This is a genomic window from Lysinibacillus sp. AR18-8, assembly GCF_001705465.1.
In the GTDB taxonomy this organism is placed as follows: domain Bacteria; phylum Bacillota; class Bacilli; order Bacillales_A; family Planococcaceae; genus Lysinibacillus; species Lysinibacillus capsici.
Map to the genome: position 1 here is coordinate 147,530 of NZ_MDGU01000006.1, position 17,978 is coordinate 165,507.

General features: G+C 36.4%; 13 protein-coding genes. 6 read left to right on the forward strand and 7 right to left on the reverse strand.

Going from position 1 to position 17,978, the window contains the following annotated elements; all coding sequences use genetic code 11:
- Nucleotides 1-285, forward strand: a complete 285-nt coding sequence (gene qoxD / locus BFM98_RS05430) for a cytochrome aa3 quinol oxidase subunit IV (RefSeq protein ID WP_066036762.1) — start codon at nt 1-3, stop codon at nt 283-285.
- Between the two features lie 380 nt (nt 286-665).
- On the opposite strand, the gene BFM98_RS05435 is transcribed toward qoxD, so the two are convergent.
- On the reverse strand, nt 666-1,220 hold the full coding sequence (locus tag BFM98_RS05435; RefSeq protein WP_066036763.1) for a helix-turn-helix domain-containing protein: 555 nt from the start codon (nt 1,218-1,220) through the stop codon (nt 666-668).
- 133 nt (nt 1,221-1,353) lie between these two features.
- Here BFM98_RS05435 and BFM98_RS05440 point away from each other — a divergent pair, with 133 nt between their 5' ends.
- Nucleotides 1,354-2,562, forward strand: coding sequence for an MFS transporter (locus BFM98_RS05440; RefSeq protein WP_066036894.1), 1,209 nt, complete (start codon nt 1,354-1,356; stop codon nt 2,560-2,562).
- Nucleotides 2,563-2,728: 166 nt separating this feature from the next.
- Nucleotides 2,729-3,586 (forward strand): PhzF family phenazine biosynthesis protein, encoded by an 858-nt coding sequence (locus BFM98_RS05445; protein WP_066036764.1) that lies wholly within the window; start codon nt 2,729-2,731, stop codon nt 3,584-3,586.
- Between the two features lie 258 nt (nt 3,587-3,844).
- Here the strand turns inward: BFM98_RS05445 and argH are convergent, their stop codons facing one another.
- The 4 genes from argH to BFM98_RS05465 form a co-directional block, all read right to left on the reverse strand.
- On the reverse strand, nt 3,845-5,161 hold the full coding sequence (gene argH, locus BFM98_RS05450) for an argininosuccinate lyase (protein WP_066036765.1): 1,317 nt from the start codon (nt 5,159-5,161) through the stop codon (nt 3,845-3,847).
- A 32-nt stretch (nt 5,162-5,193) separates the two neighbouring features.
- Nucleotides 5,194-6,765 carry an APC family permease gene (locus BFM98_RS05455; RefSeq protein WP_048392799.1) on the reverse strand — a complete coding sequence of 524 codons (1,572 nt, stop codon included), beginning with the start codon at nt 6,763-6,765 and terminating at the stop codon, nt 5,194-5,196.
- Between the two features lie 291 nt (nt 6,766-7,056).
- Complete coding sequence (locus tag BFM98_RS05460) at nt 7,057-8,352, reverse strand: helix-turn-helix domain-containing protein (RefSeq protein ID WP_054550140.1); 1,296 nt, start codon at nt 8,350-8,352, stop codon at nt 7,057-7,059.
- A gap of 184 nt (nt 8,353-8,536) precedes the next feature.
- On the reverse strand, nt 8,537-9,418 hold the full coding sequence (locus BFM98_RS05465) for a GNAT family N-acetyltransferase (RefSeq protein WP_066036766.1): 882 nt from the start codon (nt 9,416-9,418) through the stop codon (nt 8,537-8,539).
- Between the two features lie 419 nt (nt 9,419-9,837).
- On the opposite strand from BFM98_RS05465, the gene BFM98_RS05470 reads away from it, so the two are divergent.
- From BFM98_RS05470 to BFM98_RS05480, 3 genes are read left to right on the forward strand one after another with little or no spacing between them, the layout of a single operon-like run.
- A complete protein-coding gene (locus BFM98_RS05470) occupies nt 9,838-11,361 on the forward strand; it encodes a spore germination protein (RefSeq protein WP_066036767.1) in 1,524 nt (507 codons plus the stop codon).
- Nucleotides 11,362-11,377: 16 nt separating this feature from the next.
- Nucleotides 11,378-12,499 carry a GerAB/ArcD/ProY family transporter gene (locus tag BFM98_RS05475; protein WP_066036768.1) on the forward strand — a complete coding sequence of 374 codons (1,122 nt, stop codon included), beginning with the start codon at nt 11,378-11,380 and terminating at the stop codon, nt 12,497-12,499.
- Nucleotides 12,486-13,610, forward strand: a complete 1,125-nt coding sequence (locus BFM98_RS05480; RefSeq protein ID WP_066036769.1) for a Ger(x)C family spore germination protein — start codon at nt 12,486-12,488, stop codon at nt 13,608-13,610. Before BFM98_RS05475 ends, BFM98_RS05480 begins: the two co-directional genes overlap by 14 nt.
- On the opposite strand, the gene BFM98_RS05485 is transcribed toward BFM98_RS05480, so the two are convergent.
- Both BFM98_RS05485 and BFM98_RS05490 read right to left on the reverse strand, forming a co-directional pair.
- Entirely contained in the window at nt 13,611-14,561 is a 951-nt protein-coding gene (locus BFM98_RS05485) for a nucleoside hydrolase (protein ID WP_066036770.1), read from the reverse strand.
- Between the two features lie 144 nt (nt 14,562-14,705).
- Nucleotides 14,706-17,876, reverse strand: coding sequence for an ATP-binding cassette domain-containing protein (locus tag BFM98_RS05490; protein ID WP_066036771.1), 3,171 nt, complete (start codon nt 17,874-17,876; stop codon nt 14,706-14,708).
- Nucleotides 17,877-17,978 lie beyond the last annotated feature (102 nt).

The window sequence follows — 17,978 nt, forward strand, 5'->3', positions numbered from 1 at the left end:
ATGAGTGATTTATTCCCGATGAAACAAGTCATGGGGTTTGGTGGGTCCATAATCCTTACGATCATTGCGGCATGTGTATATTTTTTCAATCTATCTTTTCCAATTACCATGACTATTTTATTAGTCACAGCATTTATTCAGGCAGGCTTGCAGTTAGTTGTCTTTATGCATGCTGGTGAAACAAATGATAAACCAGCCATCTATACCAATATTTATTATGGCTTAATCATTGCGCTCGTGACCATTTTCGGAACATTATTATGTATGATTTGGGGTTATATCTAAATAGAAAAAAATCGTCCTTACTTAACTTAGTAAGGACGATTTTTGTATGGAAACGCATGATATATAGTCAAAAGACAATGAGGGTAAACAATTCTTTGAAATTTTCACCATCAAAGTAAGAGTCCACACTTTCATTCATTGTGATATCAAGTAATCATTGTTGAGATTGATTGAATGGGATAAATATAGGATTGCCTTTATCAATGTTTATTTTTATAATGCCAATTTTATCGATTTCTTCTTTTAAATGATTGGCGTATAGCACATCCTTTACAAGCTTTTATTGATATTCATGAAAATAATAAATGATGAAATCGATAATCAGTATTATTTTTTCCTCCCAAAATAGTATCATCTTCTGCTGGGTTTTTGTTGAACAATCATGGGGTTGTATACGTTAATGACAGCATTAAATGTACTTTTTCATCCGAGTGATTGATATACGTGTGAAGTTCTTCACCTTTGAATTTAATGACATCCCATTGGTTTAGCTGATGGGTTTTCTCTCCGACCTTTAGCTCCAATTGCCCATTTAATACGAGCACAATTTCTTCGGAGCCTGCTAGGTGACACTCGCTGTATTCACTATTCGGTTCAAGACGACCTCTAAACCACTCAGTCCCATTTGTTTTGAATAATGGATCAACAAACCAGTCGTTATTATGACCTACGAATTGGTAGTCTGAGCCAAAACGATGAACCTCTATATTTTCCTCAAAAGATAGTAAAGCGACAAGCGGAATATTAAGTCCTCTACAAATTTTCCAAAGAATATTGACAGTCGGATTCGTTTCCCCTCGTTCAATTTTCCCTAACGTCAATTTACTAACATTGCTGACTTTCGCCAGCTCCTCTAAACTCATCCTTTTGCTTTTTCGAATTTCTCGCAAATTTCCTCCAACTTGTCCAGATAAGTCGATATTTTCCTCCTGCATTCTGCGCACCCCTCCCATTGACTTTGTATAAATAGTATATTATAGTATACGAATCGATTAATTATAGTTTATTTTTAAATTTAAAAGTTAACTATAGTATATCAAATAATAACTAAAAGAGGTGTTTTCAGTGATGGCGAAATCAAAAAACTTTCCGATTATTTGGAGCGTTTTTTCTTTGTTTATACTATCTATGAATTTACGAGCTTCGATCACATCTATCTCGCCAGTATTGAAAAATATTCAAATGGATTTGCAGATGACAAGTGTTGTTGTAAGTTTATTAACAGCACTTCCTGTATTTTGTATGGGGATTTTTGCGCCATTGGCTGGTAAACTAAGTGAACGATGGGGTATCGAATGGACGATTGGGCTATCCGTTTTATTAATTGGTGTATCAACAGCTTTACGGTTAGTGGCGACTTTTCCTTTATTTTTATTAGTAACAGCTATTCTTAGTGGGATAGGTATTGCTATTACAGGCCCACTGATTTCAGGCTATATCAAAAAGGAATTTCCTAAATATTCTTCTACGATGATTGGTGTATATTCTGCGGGTATGGGAATTGGAGCGTCTTTGAGTGCTGGTTTAGTTGTGCCTGCTATGCATGCTTTTCATCAATCCTGGAACGCAGCTTTAGCGATATGGTCGGTATTCGCTCTTATGGGTATTATTGTTTGGATTCCAATTATCAAAAAATCCAAACAAACTCAAGAGCCATTAGAGAAATCTGCAAGTCAAAAAAGTCGACTACCTTGGGGAAACCGATATGTTTGGCTCCTTATGGTCATGTTCGGTTTACAATCTGGCGTTTATTATTCCCTCGCGACATGGCTCGCTCCAAAAGTACAGGATATGGGATATAGTGATGCCTACGCCGCAACAACGGTCACTATTTTTTCTGTCATGCAAATGATTTGTAGCTTTATTATTCCCATTATCATTAATAACAGCATGAAGAGAAAGCCTTGGATGCTACTGTGTGCTTCAAGCTCCTTTATTGGCATTTTGATGTTAATTCTGGGCGGCATCTCGCCCATTTTCTGTGCGACGTTAACAGGGATCGGTGCTGGTGGTTTGTTCCCATTAGCAATGATTTTACCTTTAGATGCTACGACGACACCAAAAGAGGCAAGTGAATGGACAGCGATGATTCAATTCGGTGGCTATATCATTAGCGGCATCATTCCTATGCTTGTTGGTGTCATCAAAGATATGACGAATACATTTGACGTTGCCCTTATCACCTTATTATTCATCATCATCATTATCATGGTGCTGACGTTAAAGGTTAAAACAAAGATGGAATCAGCTACTATTCGCGTTCTTCCTAGTAGATGAAGTAAGGCGTCTTTAAACCGTGTTTCAAACAGTAGACATTCTATTTTTGAAAATGTCAGATGCTAAAATAGTTTGTCTCTTGCTTTTTAGCAAATTTACCCAACAACATTTTTACGTAGTTCTTTTTATGCTACAATTCACTATAAATGAGGAAGGAAGATGTTTTATGAAAATATCTGTTTATGTTGCAAGTGCATTTAGCAAGGATCATCAAGGCGGGAATAAAGCAGGAGTGGTATTTAATGAGGATACATTGACCACTACTCAAAAAATGGCGATAGCTAAAGAATTGGGCTATGCGGAAACCGCATTTATATCAGCATCTGAAATGGCTGATTATAAATTAGAGTATTTTACACCAAAAGAAGAGGTTGATTTATGTGGTCATGCCACAATTGGCGCTTTCACGATACTGATGCATTTAAATAAACTTTTCAAGGATCGCTATACGATTGAAACAAACAGCGGTGTTCTTACTATTACCATAAAAGATGACATCATTTTCATGGAACAAAACAAACCGATATTCTATGATATTATTTCTCCAAACGACTTTATCGATTGTTTTGACATTAAAGATATAGACAATAAATACCCAATACAAATTGTTTCCACTGGCTTAAAAGATATTTTAATTCCGATAACAAGCGAAACACAATTACATGCACTGCAACCTAATTTTGAAAAAATAAAAGAAATCAGCGAGTATTATCATGTTGTTGGGACGCATCTGTATACGTTTAATGACAATCGAATAATATGTAGAAATTTTGCTCCACTATACGACATCAATGAAGAAGCAGCGACTGGAACTTCTAACGGTGCATTAGCTTGCTACCTTTATGAACAGCACCACTTACAAAAGGAAGTCTATATATTTGAACAAGGTTATTCTTTACACTCTCCTTCCGAAATATTAGTTAAATTAGCAACCAATAGCAAGAATGAAATAGAAAAAGTTTATGTTGGCGGCAAAGGCTATTACTGTGAAACAAAATATTTAAATGTAGAAGATATGGTGTGAACAATTTAATTTCTCAACCTCAGACTGTAGATTTTTTGAATTTTAATTTAAAAATAGAAAAATAGATAAAAAGACAAACACATTTTTATAATTGAACAATGTGTTTGTCTTCAATTTCTGCTACCTTTTATGATCTTGTGGGACATAACCGATTCGTTTCCGTTGCTTAAGTGGCACATCCTCAATGAATGCCTTGCCTTTTTTCCACCCTAGAAGCCCGTCATGCATTTCAACAAAGTCGTTTTCCCTGCTTCATTATCATAATAAACCTACTTTAATCCCCTTATTTAAAATATTTTGATAGTCAATATAGTCATAGATATCGTCATCGATGAACGAACTTAATTCTTTCAATTCATCCATTGTTAAATCTTCAATGGCTTTGTCATGATCTTCACAATAAATAACGATGGAACCCACGATGCTGTGTGCATCTCTGAACGCAACGCCTTTGCTCACTAAATAATCAGCGACCTCTGTTGCATTCAGAAAACCTCCTTTGACTGCTTTTTTCATGTTTTCACTGTTCACCTTCATCGTAGCGATCATTTTTGACATAATTTGTAGACAAGATAATACGGTGTCCAATGCATCGAAAAATGGCTCCTTATCTTCTTGCATATCTTTATTGTAAGCAAGTGGTAAGCCCTTCATTGTTGTTAAGAGTGAAGTCAGTGAACCATATACACGTCCTGTTTTGCCTCGTATCAGCTCAGCGGCATCAGGGTTTTTCTTCTGTGGCATGATACTGCTGCCAGTAGAATAGGCATCATCAATCGTAATAAATCTAAACTCTTGACTACTCCACAAAATGAGCTCTTCACTTAATCTACTTAAATGCATCATAATGATTGAAAAATCTGACATTAACTCTAATAAATAGTCGCGATCACTTACTCCATCTAAGAAATTATCTACAGGCTTAGAGAAGCCTAGCTCATTAGCTGTCATCTCACGGTTAATCGCATGAGTAGTTCCTGCTAATGCTCCACATCCAAGCGGGCTTTCGTTCATAATTTCTATCGCTTTCACAATTCTTTTTTTATCGCGGTTTAACATATGATAATAAGCCATCAAATGATGTTGAAACGTTACAACCTGCGCACGTTGAAGATGTGTGTATCCTGGCATCATAACGTTATTGTCTTTTGCTTTTTGTGCTAAGCTCTGTTGTAACGCTTCAATTGAGGCAATCACCTCAAACGCCTTGTTTTTTGCATAAAGTCTAATATCTGTTGCTACTTGGTCATTACGACTTCTCGCTGTATGAAGTTTTTTCCCTGTGTCACCGATCCGTTGAGTCAAATTCGACTCTACGAAACTATGAATATCTTCATAATTTCCTTCAATTTGTAATGTGCCATTATCAATATCCTCTAAAATGGAAAGAAGTGCATTCTCAATATCTTGACCTTCCCTCTCAGTCAATAAATTGCATTGTACTAGCATATGGACATGGGCAATACTGCCTTTAATATCTTCTTTGTAAAGTCTTTGATCCACCTTTAATGAACTATTGAAATCTTCCATTAATTTGTTTTCTTCTTTTCTAAAGCGACCGCCCCAAAGCTTCATCATTCATTCTCCTTCAATCAATCTATTAAACGTTATGATATTTCAGAAATGCTTTCCTGTAATTCCTCAATATTTCCTCTTTTACGCATATACCAGACACCATTGTAAACAGCAAAATAGTAAAAGGCTAAGCCAAATATAGCGACAATTACGGACATATAAGGGTCAGGAATGATACCTTTCCCACCGAAATTCCCTAAGAAAGACATCAATACAAGCATTAAAATATAAATAATAATGTAGATACCACCAAAAAATTCAACTGATTGGTGTTTTTGAATAAAGAAAATTACTAAATAACAAACAATACCTATTATTAATCCAGTAATGGCTAGCTGTACCTTACTCCAATTTGTCCAATAAATAAGCAGTGTGGCAAAAACGAATGCCATTGGCGCAATGAATTGCATACCAGGTAGCCCATTATTTTTTGTCAGACCTACTCTACGGAAAACCATAACCGTTACACATGCTGAAGCATATTTAAAAATACCGATAGCTCCTACAATCGCAACGATAGCTGTCCAGCTTTTCAGTGGGAATAAAAATAATAATCCTACTAGGAAATTGAGTGCAAGTGCACGTGTTGGAACACCGAATTTTTTATTAATTGTTCCAAAATAAGATGGTAGGAATCCACTTTTCGCCATACCAAATACATGTCTTGACGTACCAGCTGTATAAGTAAGAGCTGAACCTGTTGGCGAAACCATCGCATCAGCTGTAATAATCCAAGATAGCCAAACCATATTAGCCATCATTGCTAAATTAGCAAATGGTGAATCAAATTTAATGCCACTCCAACCATTCGCTAACATTTCTGTTGGAACTGCGCCGATAAATGTAATTTGAAGTAACACATATAATACTGCCGCAACACCTAATGATGTAATGAGGGCAAGTGGAATATTTCTTCTAGGGTTGACGACTTCCCCACTCATCATGATGACGTTTCCAAACCCAGTATAAGCAAAAAATATTCCGGTTGTTAAAATGGCACTTAAACCAGCGCTATAGCCATTTGGTGCAAATCCTTGGCTTGAAAAATTCTCTGGATGAAAGCCTGTCATAAAAAATGCAATGATTGTTAGTACAGGGACTATAAACTTAATTGTTGTAATGATATTGTTCGTGACTGCGAATAATTTCACCCCAAAATAATTGAAAACAACAAAGAATATCATTAAAACCATCGCTGCAAGAATACCTGATGTTGTCAGTTGTTCTTTTCCTACATCATATAACCCTGGCCAAAACTGATTGGCATATTGAATAACACCTGATGATTCTACGGGAGCTGTAGCACAATAGCCAAACCAGATTGAATAACTAGTAACGGTAGCAAGCATTTTTCCGTGAGAATAAAGCGGATATCTTGCTAGGCCTCCTGTTTCAGGTTTTACTCTTCCTAATTCAGCATAAACAAGCGCTATGAGTGTGATAACAAACGCACCAATAATCCAAGAAAGTATGGCTGCCGGGCCTGCTAATTTAGCAGCTACCCATGGTCCAAAGAGCCAACTAGATCCTATTATTCCCCCTAGAGATAATGTTGTAAGTGACCAAAACCCCATTTTCTTTTTCAAATATTGTTCTTGACTCATGAATGTTCCCCTCTCTGAAAAGAGAATATTGGTATGACCCTTTTAATTTGGACGCTTCAATAAAATGACGTTTTGACAGAAAAAATTTACATATTTTACTCTGCAGTGCAATGTAGTGTAGGTGACTAATATAGATTGTGCTCCTTTCTAGATGATGAAACATTGCACACATTTTTCATGCACCATTAATTAAAGGTTATTAAAAGGTGTTTACCTTAAAATGATTTTATTTTAATCGTTTGAATTTTTCAACACTTTTTTACAAAAAAAATAACCATCTCACTTAGATGGTTATTTCAAACGATAAATTTTACTTGGTCGTCCTCTGGATATTTGTGCGTCTTTCCCTGTGTATTCGACGAGATCAACCTCACATAAACTGGCTAAAATGCGTCTAGCATTACTTTCATCCCAATAGAGATGTGCTGCTAAATCTTTAATGGTGAATTCCTGCCAATTCATTTTTTTAATAAGTGTGTATAATTTACTGTAATTTTTTAAACTAATTTTTGCTTTTTTTAATTTCTCTAATAAAATGTCATCATTAATACGGTATGAAAAGCTCACTTCATCTTCTTCACCAGCCGATTCAGTAATCGTTCCATTTTCTTGGACAATTACGATTGGTTGCTCCGATTTCTCCTTGGAGAGCTGGATGGCTCGCTGCGCATTGATTTCCGCAGAGTGAACGGTTACCCCATAGCCAATTCCGACAGTGACTGTTGTATGGGATTCATGTGATAGCTGATAGATGGTATCCTGTAAATCCTTGATTTTACGTTCAATGGCTCCTCTCGAACTAAAAATGATATAGCGGCCATTTCCTTTTTCTAATAAGGAGCCATCTAGTTGCTCACAAAATCGCAATAACGTTTCCTTTAATTTTAATTCCAAATACTGTAAGTGATAGGAGCTCTTCGCTTTTTCAGAGATTTTATCAAAATGTTCGATTTCGATAATTTGCACACCGATCTGTGTATCCTTAAAATAGAAGGCTCTAAGTTTTTCTTCCAGTATTCGTAATGTTTGGCGGATTTCCATATCTGTAGTGGAAATGTGATAAGCAGGGACACCTACCTCTTTCAGCCCGCGATAAACAGCTTCAAAGCAAGTCAAAGCACCTGCTGTTTTTTGTTGATTCCATAAGTCGATATGAAAATCCATTAATTCTTTTGTACTGGTATTTACATCAAAGGTTTTCACATAGATTTCTTTAGGCGCAAAATCTAGCTGTTTGACGGCTTGCTCCAAGTGTGAAGTCGTGATTTCATCAATGCTTACCTTGTTCAAAAATTCTCCCTGATAAAAGCCCATATGCAATAGACATTTATAAATGCCGGATTCAGTATGTTGAATATAAACTAAGTTTTCACCTGATTGTAACGTATTTTTCGCAACCATATACGAAATTTGGCCAGAAAAAAACCATGCATCAACAGCGTGATGATTATCCTTTACGATATTTACGGTTTCATGAAAATCATGATAGGGAAATGCTACGAAATTCATAGTCATTTCGTATTCTTTGCCTAATTGAATGATGCGCTCTACAGATGAATTAGGGCCAATGACTCCAACTGTATACATTTTTTCCTCCTAGTAAAATTACTTTATATATACCATTCTATAGAGAATTGCCCAATATTTATAGTGTCAATTAAAAAAGTCTGTTTTGGTAAAGGACAAGGGGACAGGAGTCGCTCATATTTTATTCAAAAGCGCGCCCATTCTTTAATTCACAACGCTCTGATACAGCCTTCTGAAACCCAACTTAGCAATGGGATGTTAAAGGAAACATAAAGTGCCCTTGTAAGAAGGGCTTTTTCGAGAGAATGAATAAGGCATCGTCATCATTTGTGGTGATGGTGGCTGTCATACCTTCGATTGTAAAGTCAGGTGTAAAATAGAATACTACTTTTTTTGTTGTATCCTTAATAATGCTTGCTAATACAGTCTCTGCATTGGTTGCCTGTAAAGAGATGATATCATAAATATTTAATACCCCTTCCTCCTCCTCCATTAATACTATTGTGTCAAATTCTTCTAAATAGTAAATAGCATGAGGGAAAACTAACGTAAAATAAAACATTAATAAACTTTCATTTTCCTCAACAGCAATCATACTAGAATGGATATAACGATTTTTTGCATACTCTTCAAGAAGTGCTAGATTCTGCTCAATTGTCAGCTGTTGGACGCTGGTCTGCTTTGGTTGAATAGGTCTTGTGGTAAGATCTAAGCTGTATTCACTTTCATGGATTCGCGTAAAGCCAAACTTCGGATAAAAATCTAGTACTGTTTCATTGGCAAAGAGATACATGAAATCACAGGCATCTTCGTACTCTTTCATGAGATGCAGCATCAACTGCTTTGCCAAGCCTTGATGACGATAATGTTCATCCGTCATCACTGTACCAATCTGAATTCCCTTTAATCGCTCATCATTTACGCGAATCGACATCTTATAAATAGAAGCATTCGCAATTACTTTTCCTGCTTGTACAAATGAGTAAGGAATATATTGGTCATTCCAATAGCCTTTGTTATACCAGCCTCGAAAGTCCAAACCAAATGTTTTCATAGCTAAATCATTAAAACTTGCCTTTAATTTTTCATTGTGACGATAATCACTAACTAATTCATATTTTGCCACGTCTATTCCCTCCTATTTTATGTTTTAATCGCTAATTTTTGTGGGAATCATCACCTCCTAAAAACAGAAAAAGACCCTATGAGAACAAGCTCATAGAGTCCTTTGTTATATAAAATATAACTGTGGATTAGACATCATTATGCTTCTCTTTTATCGCAAAAGGCATTACTAAATAGACCCTATAATTTTTAAAAAAATTATAGAATAACCCCTTTATTAAATTCATTGGAATTTAATTTGCGATAATTAGTTTTAGCATAAAAAAGGCTAATCTCCCTTCTGTTTTTAAGATTACTATTATATTACCGTTATTTGTTAGATATGTCTACATGATGAAAATAAATGAAATAAGTATAGAATACCCCTTTAAAGCCTATTCTATAAACGAAGTTAGCAATGAAGGGAGCCTACCATTTACTATGAAATTTAAACTACCTTTCAACAAACAACAACAACAACAACCAGTTCAAGAGGCGCCTAAAGAAAATCTTGTGAGAGTTGCACATGCCACAGATCATTTTATTCAATCCATTAAAAATGCAACGAATCATCCAGCCGATTTAATCATTAAATCTCTTCCACCAAACGTCACCCTTATTTACATCGATAATTTGATCGATGATCAGACTTTAAATAATGATATTATTGCTAATTTACAGAGCAAGCCTCACGATACACCCGAGGCAATTGAGATGGCCCTTTCTATTGCAGAAGTCAGTCAATCCAGTCTACTAAGGGAAACCGTAGAATTGATGGTCAATGGTCATGTTGTGATTCACATAGGTGGCTTCCCGCAGACTATTTTAGCCAATATCGCTAGCAGAGAGTCTAGAGCATTGTCAGCACCTGAGAATGAATCGCAGGTAATTGGTACACAGGTTGGATTTAATGAGAGTCTATCTACCAATATTTCCTTGATTCGTCGCTACATAGTGAGTCCTAATCTTTGTAATGAAAAAGTAAAAATTGGTACACGGACAAGTACCTCTGTTTCTCTTTTATATATGCGAGGCATTGCCAATGATCAAATGGTTCAAACAATGCGTCAACGAATCAAAGATCTTTATATCGATGAGCTTATCGATAGTGCCGTATTAGCTGAAATGATTGATGATAATTCACTATCTGTCTTTCCACAAATGCTATTGACAGAAAGACCTGACAGATTTTGTGATGGCATTTTAGATGGAAAAATTGGGGTTCTCGTAGATGGTAGTTCAATGGCTATCGTTTCCCCTCAAGGATTTACTGAGTTTTTTCAAAGTCAAGAAGATCAAAATTTAAGATGGCAAATTGCTACTTTTCTTCGTTTATTACGACTGGCTGCCTTCTTTTTATCTGTTTATTTAACACCATTTTATGTGGCAGCTCTTACCTTTCATTATGAAGTGATTCCACAAGCCTTTCTCGTACCATTAAGTGAATCAAGGGCTTTAGTTCCTTTCCCGCCCATATTTGAGGCTTTGCTGCTGGAATTTATTATTGAACTACTGAGAGAAGCAGGAGCAAGATTACCAACTAAAATTGGACAAACAATCGGTATCGTTGGTGGTATCGTTATTGGAACAGCAGCTGTACAGGCAGGGATTACCAGTAATATATTGCTGATTATCATTGCGTTAAGTGCCCTAGCCTCTTTTACGTCGCCAAGTTATATGATGGGCAATGTGATTCGTCTTATTCGCTTCCCTATTATTATACTTGCAGGATTTTGGGGTTTTTATGGTATCATGTTGGCTTTTTGTTTTATTCTGATTCATTTGTTACGTCAGTCAAGCTTGGGTGCTCCGTATATGTCTCCCTTCTATCCACCGAGGTTGAAGGAAATGCGGGATAGTATTATTAGAATGCCTGTCCCATTAACATCAAAAAGACCTGCTTTGACAAGACCAAAGGATGAACATAAATTTGTGCCAGAGCCAGTGAAACCTGATAAAAGTTGAACTGAAGGTGAAATAAATGGCAAAACCTATACAACTTAGCCCTAAAGATATGATTAATGCTTATTTGCTTTTTTTTGTGGTACACGGTGCTCAAATTGGGGTTGGTATACAGGGATTTCAACGCATTATCTATCAGGATGCTAGACAGGATGCATGGATTTCTGTTCTACTGGCTGGGATTGCCACACATCTTGTTACGTTTTGTATGATTAAAACGTTAGAAATTTACGGCTCTGATGACCTTTACGGAATTCAAATTGATATTTTGGGCACATGGATTGGCAATTTTTTAAATGCAATTTATGTCATCTATTGCTCCGTGGCGTTCTTTTCTGTTTTACGAAATTATATTGAAGTTATACAAGCATGGATTTTTCCTAGCATCGAGACCTGGTTCCTGTCAGCAACTTTATTAATAATTATTATTTATGCCTTTACGGGAGGGCTTCGTGTCATTGTAGGCGTGTCTTTTTTTAGTATCATTCTCTCCTTATGGATTTTCCCAATGCTAGCATTTCCGATGAAATACGCTACAGTAGAAAGTCTTCTCCCTATTTTAGAAAATGATATTCGCTCCGTTTTAAAAGGGGCACAATCAATGACCTTTACTATTATCGGCTTTGAAATCCTAAACGTGATTTACCCCTTTGTAAAAGACAAGAAAAAAATCAGAAAACCTGTTCATTTAGGACTATTAGCTACAACCATCATTTATTTAGCCGTGATGCTGGTGTCCATTGCTTATTATAGTGAGGGCAAGCTATTGAAAACGATATGGGCAACCTTGACATTATTTAGTTTTATCAGCTTCCCCTTTATGGAACGCTTTGAATTTGTGGCGGTTTGTTTTTGGATGCTAATCATTTTACCGAATCTATGTCTATACTTATGGGCTGCGTACCGCGGAGCAATTCGTTTATTCCCGATAAGTGAAAAGACATTTGTTTGGCTATTTTCATTCATCGTTTTAATTGGAACATTATTGGTTCAAACACGGACACAGATTAATACAATTAACACGGTGTTTGGACAGATTGCTTTTTACGTAATCTTTGTCTACCCTATTTTACTTTGGCCAATAGCACGACTAAAGAAGAACTTCACATCAAAGAAGGTGAAAAAGAATGAACAAACTTAGAGGAAGATGGATGATTCTTCTATCCTTTGTTTTTTTATATGGATGTGCACAAACCAATATTTTGGATAAAGTTGGATTAACTACTTTAGTCGGCTATGATGTAGGAACAGAGGATAAAATAAAGACAACAGCTGTTATTCGTGAAGTAAATCCCGAATTTCAAAGCAATGTGGAAGTTCTGTCTACAGAAAACGATACAAGTAAAGGAAATCGGATGGAAGCCAATCGTAAGCTTTCGAAAAAAATCATGGTTGGTCAAATGAGAGTCATCCTATTTGGAGAGGAACTGGCAAAAAAAGACCTTCGCTATTATATTGATACAAACCTAGAAAATGCAAGTGTCAGCAATGGAATCTTTATGGCTATTGTGGAAGGTGAAACAGAAACATTACTGAAATACGAATATCAAAATATTGAGGATATTGGGCAGCATATTTTTAGGTTAATTGAACAAAATGTCAAGCAGGAATATATGATTTCCTCTACACTTCATCAAATTGCCCATGATTATTATTCATCTGGAAAAGAATTTGCCATGCCTATTATTAAAAGAGATGACGAGCTGGTGGAATTAAGTGGGATAGCTCTTTTTAAAGGCAGCAAAATGGTCAGTACCCTTCCAGCTAAAGATAGCTTTTACGTAAAGATTGTTAGAGATACCTTTAAAGTAGGCTTATATGAAACCATTCTTGAAAATGAAGATGTACCTTCCGAGATTCTTCAAAAGCCTGCCAATAAAATAACGGTAGCCTTTGATGCAATCCATTCCAATCGAGAAATGAAGTTAGTTGATGCGGATACACCAACATTTGACCTGAACATCAAAATCAAATCAAGAGTATTAGAGGTGTACCCTGATATCAATCAAGGGGACCCAAAAAGTGTGGCGGCACTGGAAAAAGCAATCGAGAAAAAATTGTCAAAAGAAATACGTAGAGTGATTGCTCATAGTCAGGAAGTTGAGTCTGATATTTTTGGCTTTGGTGAAAAATATCGAAGCGAAGTAAGACATTCTAAGCTAACAAAGGATAAATGGCAAAAAATATATAAAGACATGAAGGTAAATGTCCATGTTGATTTTACAATTTTAAGGGATGGTGTTTTTGAATAACTAGTGAAATGGTTGCCCTGTCATAACTGATAAAAAGTTTTGGAAAAAATGTTCATAATGAATATCAAAGGCAATTCGGTGCTTTTTTATGCCATTTTTACTCTCATAAGGTCTTGTCTCGGCAATACTTTGTCCCCTTGCAGGTCCTTCTAATTTGTCGACAACGGTTACAGGATAGGACTCATAAATAAACATGTCAGGATAAATGACCGCCATTAGTGTTAACGCATCATGCACGGGACTGCCTAGAAGTGAGGGGTCCCGTTCTTTATAAAAACGTGTATAGTATTCCATTAAGGGCTTTAGAATTTTGGTTTTGCCAAAGGAGTCAATATAGTCCACCATCCCAGGTGTGACAATGGCCTTTTGTGTCGCATTTAAAGGGATGATGGTCACATTTGTTGCATAGGTAAGCACAATATTAACGGCAAAGGGATCACCATGGAAATTCGCTTCAGCCACTGTCGTTACATTACCTGGCACCCAAAATGCTCCACCCATAATATAAAATTCCTTGATATTTTTCATAAGCTCTTTATAAAGGATAAGCATCGTGGCTAGTGAGGTTAATCGTCCAATATTGACAATAATTAGCTCATCATGCTTATACCTTTCAATAATGTTGACGATTTCAAAAAAGTTCTCAATTTTTAATTCGTGATCATCATTTGGTATGATGGGTCCAAGTCCTCGTTCACCATGAATTTCTGGGTAATAGGTCGGCTGCTCTCCTGTTAAGGGTACTTCTGCTCCTAAAATCACAGGAATTCCTTGAGGGAAGTCGAACAATTTCATGACATAATAAATATTGGACACAGCATCCTCTCGCGATACATTGCCGTAATCTGCAACGAGTCCCACAATTTCTATTTCTTGATTAAGCCTTGCATAGATCAATGCCACCGTATCATCAATGCCAATATCCCCGAATAACAGCACTTTTTTTACCAAACCATGTCCTCCCTTTTACTACCATTACTGTTATCTTTATAGTAATCAAAGATGACACGAATTATGAATTTTTGTGGAAAAATTAGTGAGTAATTCTAGTCCAACGAAAGAAACCCATATGCCGAAGCACATGAGTTTGATGAATTAGTTATTTGATTGTAGGAACTGATAGACTGCCATCATTTCCTGTTTATTCAATTCGCGTATACGATTAAAAATAGGAATATTGGCAACGGCCTCAAGATGGGAGCCCTCTGTAACAACATCGCTTACAGTACCAGTTAGCCATGTTTCTACATCAATGCCATCAACGATTTGCTTGCGTCCCTCCTCATTAATGCCACTTGCGCCACAGCTTACACAGGGCACGGTTAATTTATGGACTCCATCATGCAGTCCATCTTCAGAGAGCACCTTTTTCCCTTTACAGAATGGACAGGAATGACTGGCTTTGACTTTATTGATTTGGGTTACGATTTTCTTGTAGCCAAATGCTTCATATACATATGTTAGTTTTTTATATTTACCATTCGTAAAATATTGATCGATGATGGTTTCTCTTGTCTCCTGTATATTGGCAAAATCACAGATGGTCACTTGATTTTTATGGCTGATGCGCTCTAGATTATCTTTGATTTTGGCCCAAAAAGGAAAAGCGTTTTGTAGTACGATTTCATAGCCGACAAAGCTTGCTAGCTCTAATTCCAGCATTTTTAGGGATACCTGTGTTTCCCTTGGCAATAAGGAAACATCCTGTAGCAGTGACATGTCTCCGCCCACGATGGCTTTGATTTTTTCTAGTTGTGGCAAGTTGCCTACAATGTTGATGACTTCATCAAGCGGTTGGCGAATTAAGTCACGAATATCTGTGTCCCCAAATCGTAATTTCTTTTGGTGGTTGAGCACAGTCCCATGACAAATTGGGCATGGTACCATTTCTCTTGTTTCCTTCATTTGCTCTTTAATAATGGATTTTGAAATCACGATATAACGACCAATGATAAAATTAAAGCCCTCCCACTTTTTCGAGGATTTCGTTGCCTTATCATAAAAGGACTTATCCCAATAACCATATAAAAATGTATGCTTTTCTTCCTCAGTCATATCATGATAGCTTTTACTAATGTCCTGACCCAGCTCAATTTTAATCTGCTCAAAGAGAAATTCTAATTTAGAATGTTGATAGTATTTTAAAACCTCCATTATATCGGGATGTAGTAGGCCGTCCCAAAATGGCACGTTTTTGTCTTGTACCACAAGATCAAAATCGAATTTTTCAATTTCCAATCGACCAGAGCAGCTAGGACAATGATTTTCTTGGCTATAAAAATCAAAGCTTCTCGTATCCTTATTTGTTGGATGAGCAGCCACAATATGATTGATTAGACCACCTATTTCATACAGGAAGCTATATTGGCTATATAAATGTCTTTCTAAATCAATGGCAACAACTGGGGCAATTTTGTTCGATTCAAATTCACCGTAAATCAGACGAGCCATGGAAGATAAGCTTTTTAAGATACCACCCTTATATATATTTTCCGCATTTTTGAAATAGCTAATATGGTTGTCTTCTAAGTATTGAATGCCATTCCTTAATGCGAGCGTCGATGTGATTTGTAATGGAGCTGAAACCCTTGAATGATTATCCTGATTAAAATAATCTTCATGGCTAACAACATTTAGATGTGTTACAGGCTCCTGCTGTCTTTTATCGAAGTCAACAACAAAATCAGAGCTTTCCAGCATATAGGCATTATGCTCAATCATGATGATGGAGATAGATTCATCCTCTAGGATGTCCCTTACACTATCGATGAATTGGTTTAAAATGTTCTGAGATAGCCCTTTAGAAGGCTCATCAAAAATAAATAATGTATGGGGATTACGAGAGTTGGCAAATAACTCTGAGACTAGATGCACACATTGGAATTCACCTGTCGATAGAGATTGCGTTTTTCTCTCAAGCGTTAAGTAGCCTAGTCCAAGCTTAATCAATAAGCTTAAGCGTTTATGTGCGATATCCTCATTAGGTAGTTCGTTGATTATATCTTCAATCGAGCGCTGGAAAATATCATCAATGTCCTCACTATATTTTGTTAGTTTCTTTTTAATATCGAGGAATGTCGCGACAGTGGAACGACTCGTAATGGATTGGTTACGATCTTGCCCAACCATCACGAGTTTGTCCTTTGGATAGCGTTTGATAAAATCTTTAGCAATACACCCATTAACAAGCGTTGATTTCCCACAACCAGACTCTCCTGTAAAAGTAACAAGTCGATTTTGTGGAATGTCTATTGCATCCATTTGGATATTACGGCAATATAAATCTCGGAATTGATAATAGGATGTTGGTGCTGCTGGATTTCGTCCCCAATAGATAGGCTTCGGTCGTGGAGATTCTTCAACGATTTTTCCTCCGTATTTTCCACTACCTGGTCCAAAGAATAGATGCTCGTCTGCCTTGTCTAACACCGTATCAGAATGATCAATCAACCAAATTTGGTTTTTAACGCCCAGTTGTTGAATTTGCTCTAAAATTTTTAGTAAGGTGTTATGGTCAAGACCTACAGAAATTTCATCAACAATAATCACGGTGTTCTCGCTTGTTGCCATGAATTCTGCTAAGTACAGCCTTGTTAATTCTCCACCTGATAAAGTCCCCATAATACGATTTAAGGTTAAGTAGCCAATATTCATTTGCATAATATTATGCAGAATATGCTGTTTTTCTTCACTGATATTTAATTCTTTTGATAAGGAATAGATGGCCTCTATACTTAAATGATGAATATCAGAAATACTATAGGGTTCATTCCATAAAGTGATTTTATGCTGCTCTACTTCTGGACAATAGCGCTTACCCAAACATTTTTTACATTCTACATTTTTTGTCGTGCCTCGTCCCTTACATGCAGGACACCAGCCTAACGCATTGTTAAAGGAAAACATCTCTGGAGATAGCTGAAACTCATCTGCCAGTCGATTACGAATTTCTTTAAAAACACCTGTATGTGTACCAATTGTGGAACGTGGATTGCTAGAGATTGAGGATTTTCCTAGAAAAAGTACAAGGGGCATGTCCTCCATTTTAATGGCACTGAAGTTCGTTTCCATAATGTTTGGAAACAAATATTGATATTCAGCCTTTGGCAATAAAGAAACAAGACGTTTTTTGGATTCTTCTCCAATCGTTTGACAAAATGTCGTTTTCCCTGAGCCAGACAAACCTGCTATTGCTAAAGATTGATCGTCGGATAAAACGACATCTAGACGGTTAATATTATTGGCAATTAGTTCATTAATTTTCATTTAGTTATCCTTCCATTTAAGAAAATTAAAAGATGGGACTAAACATGAAAGAACACAATTCTTGCTACGGAATTGCGCTCTCCTTGCTGTCATTTAATTTAC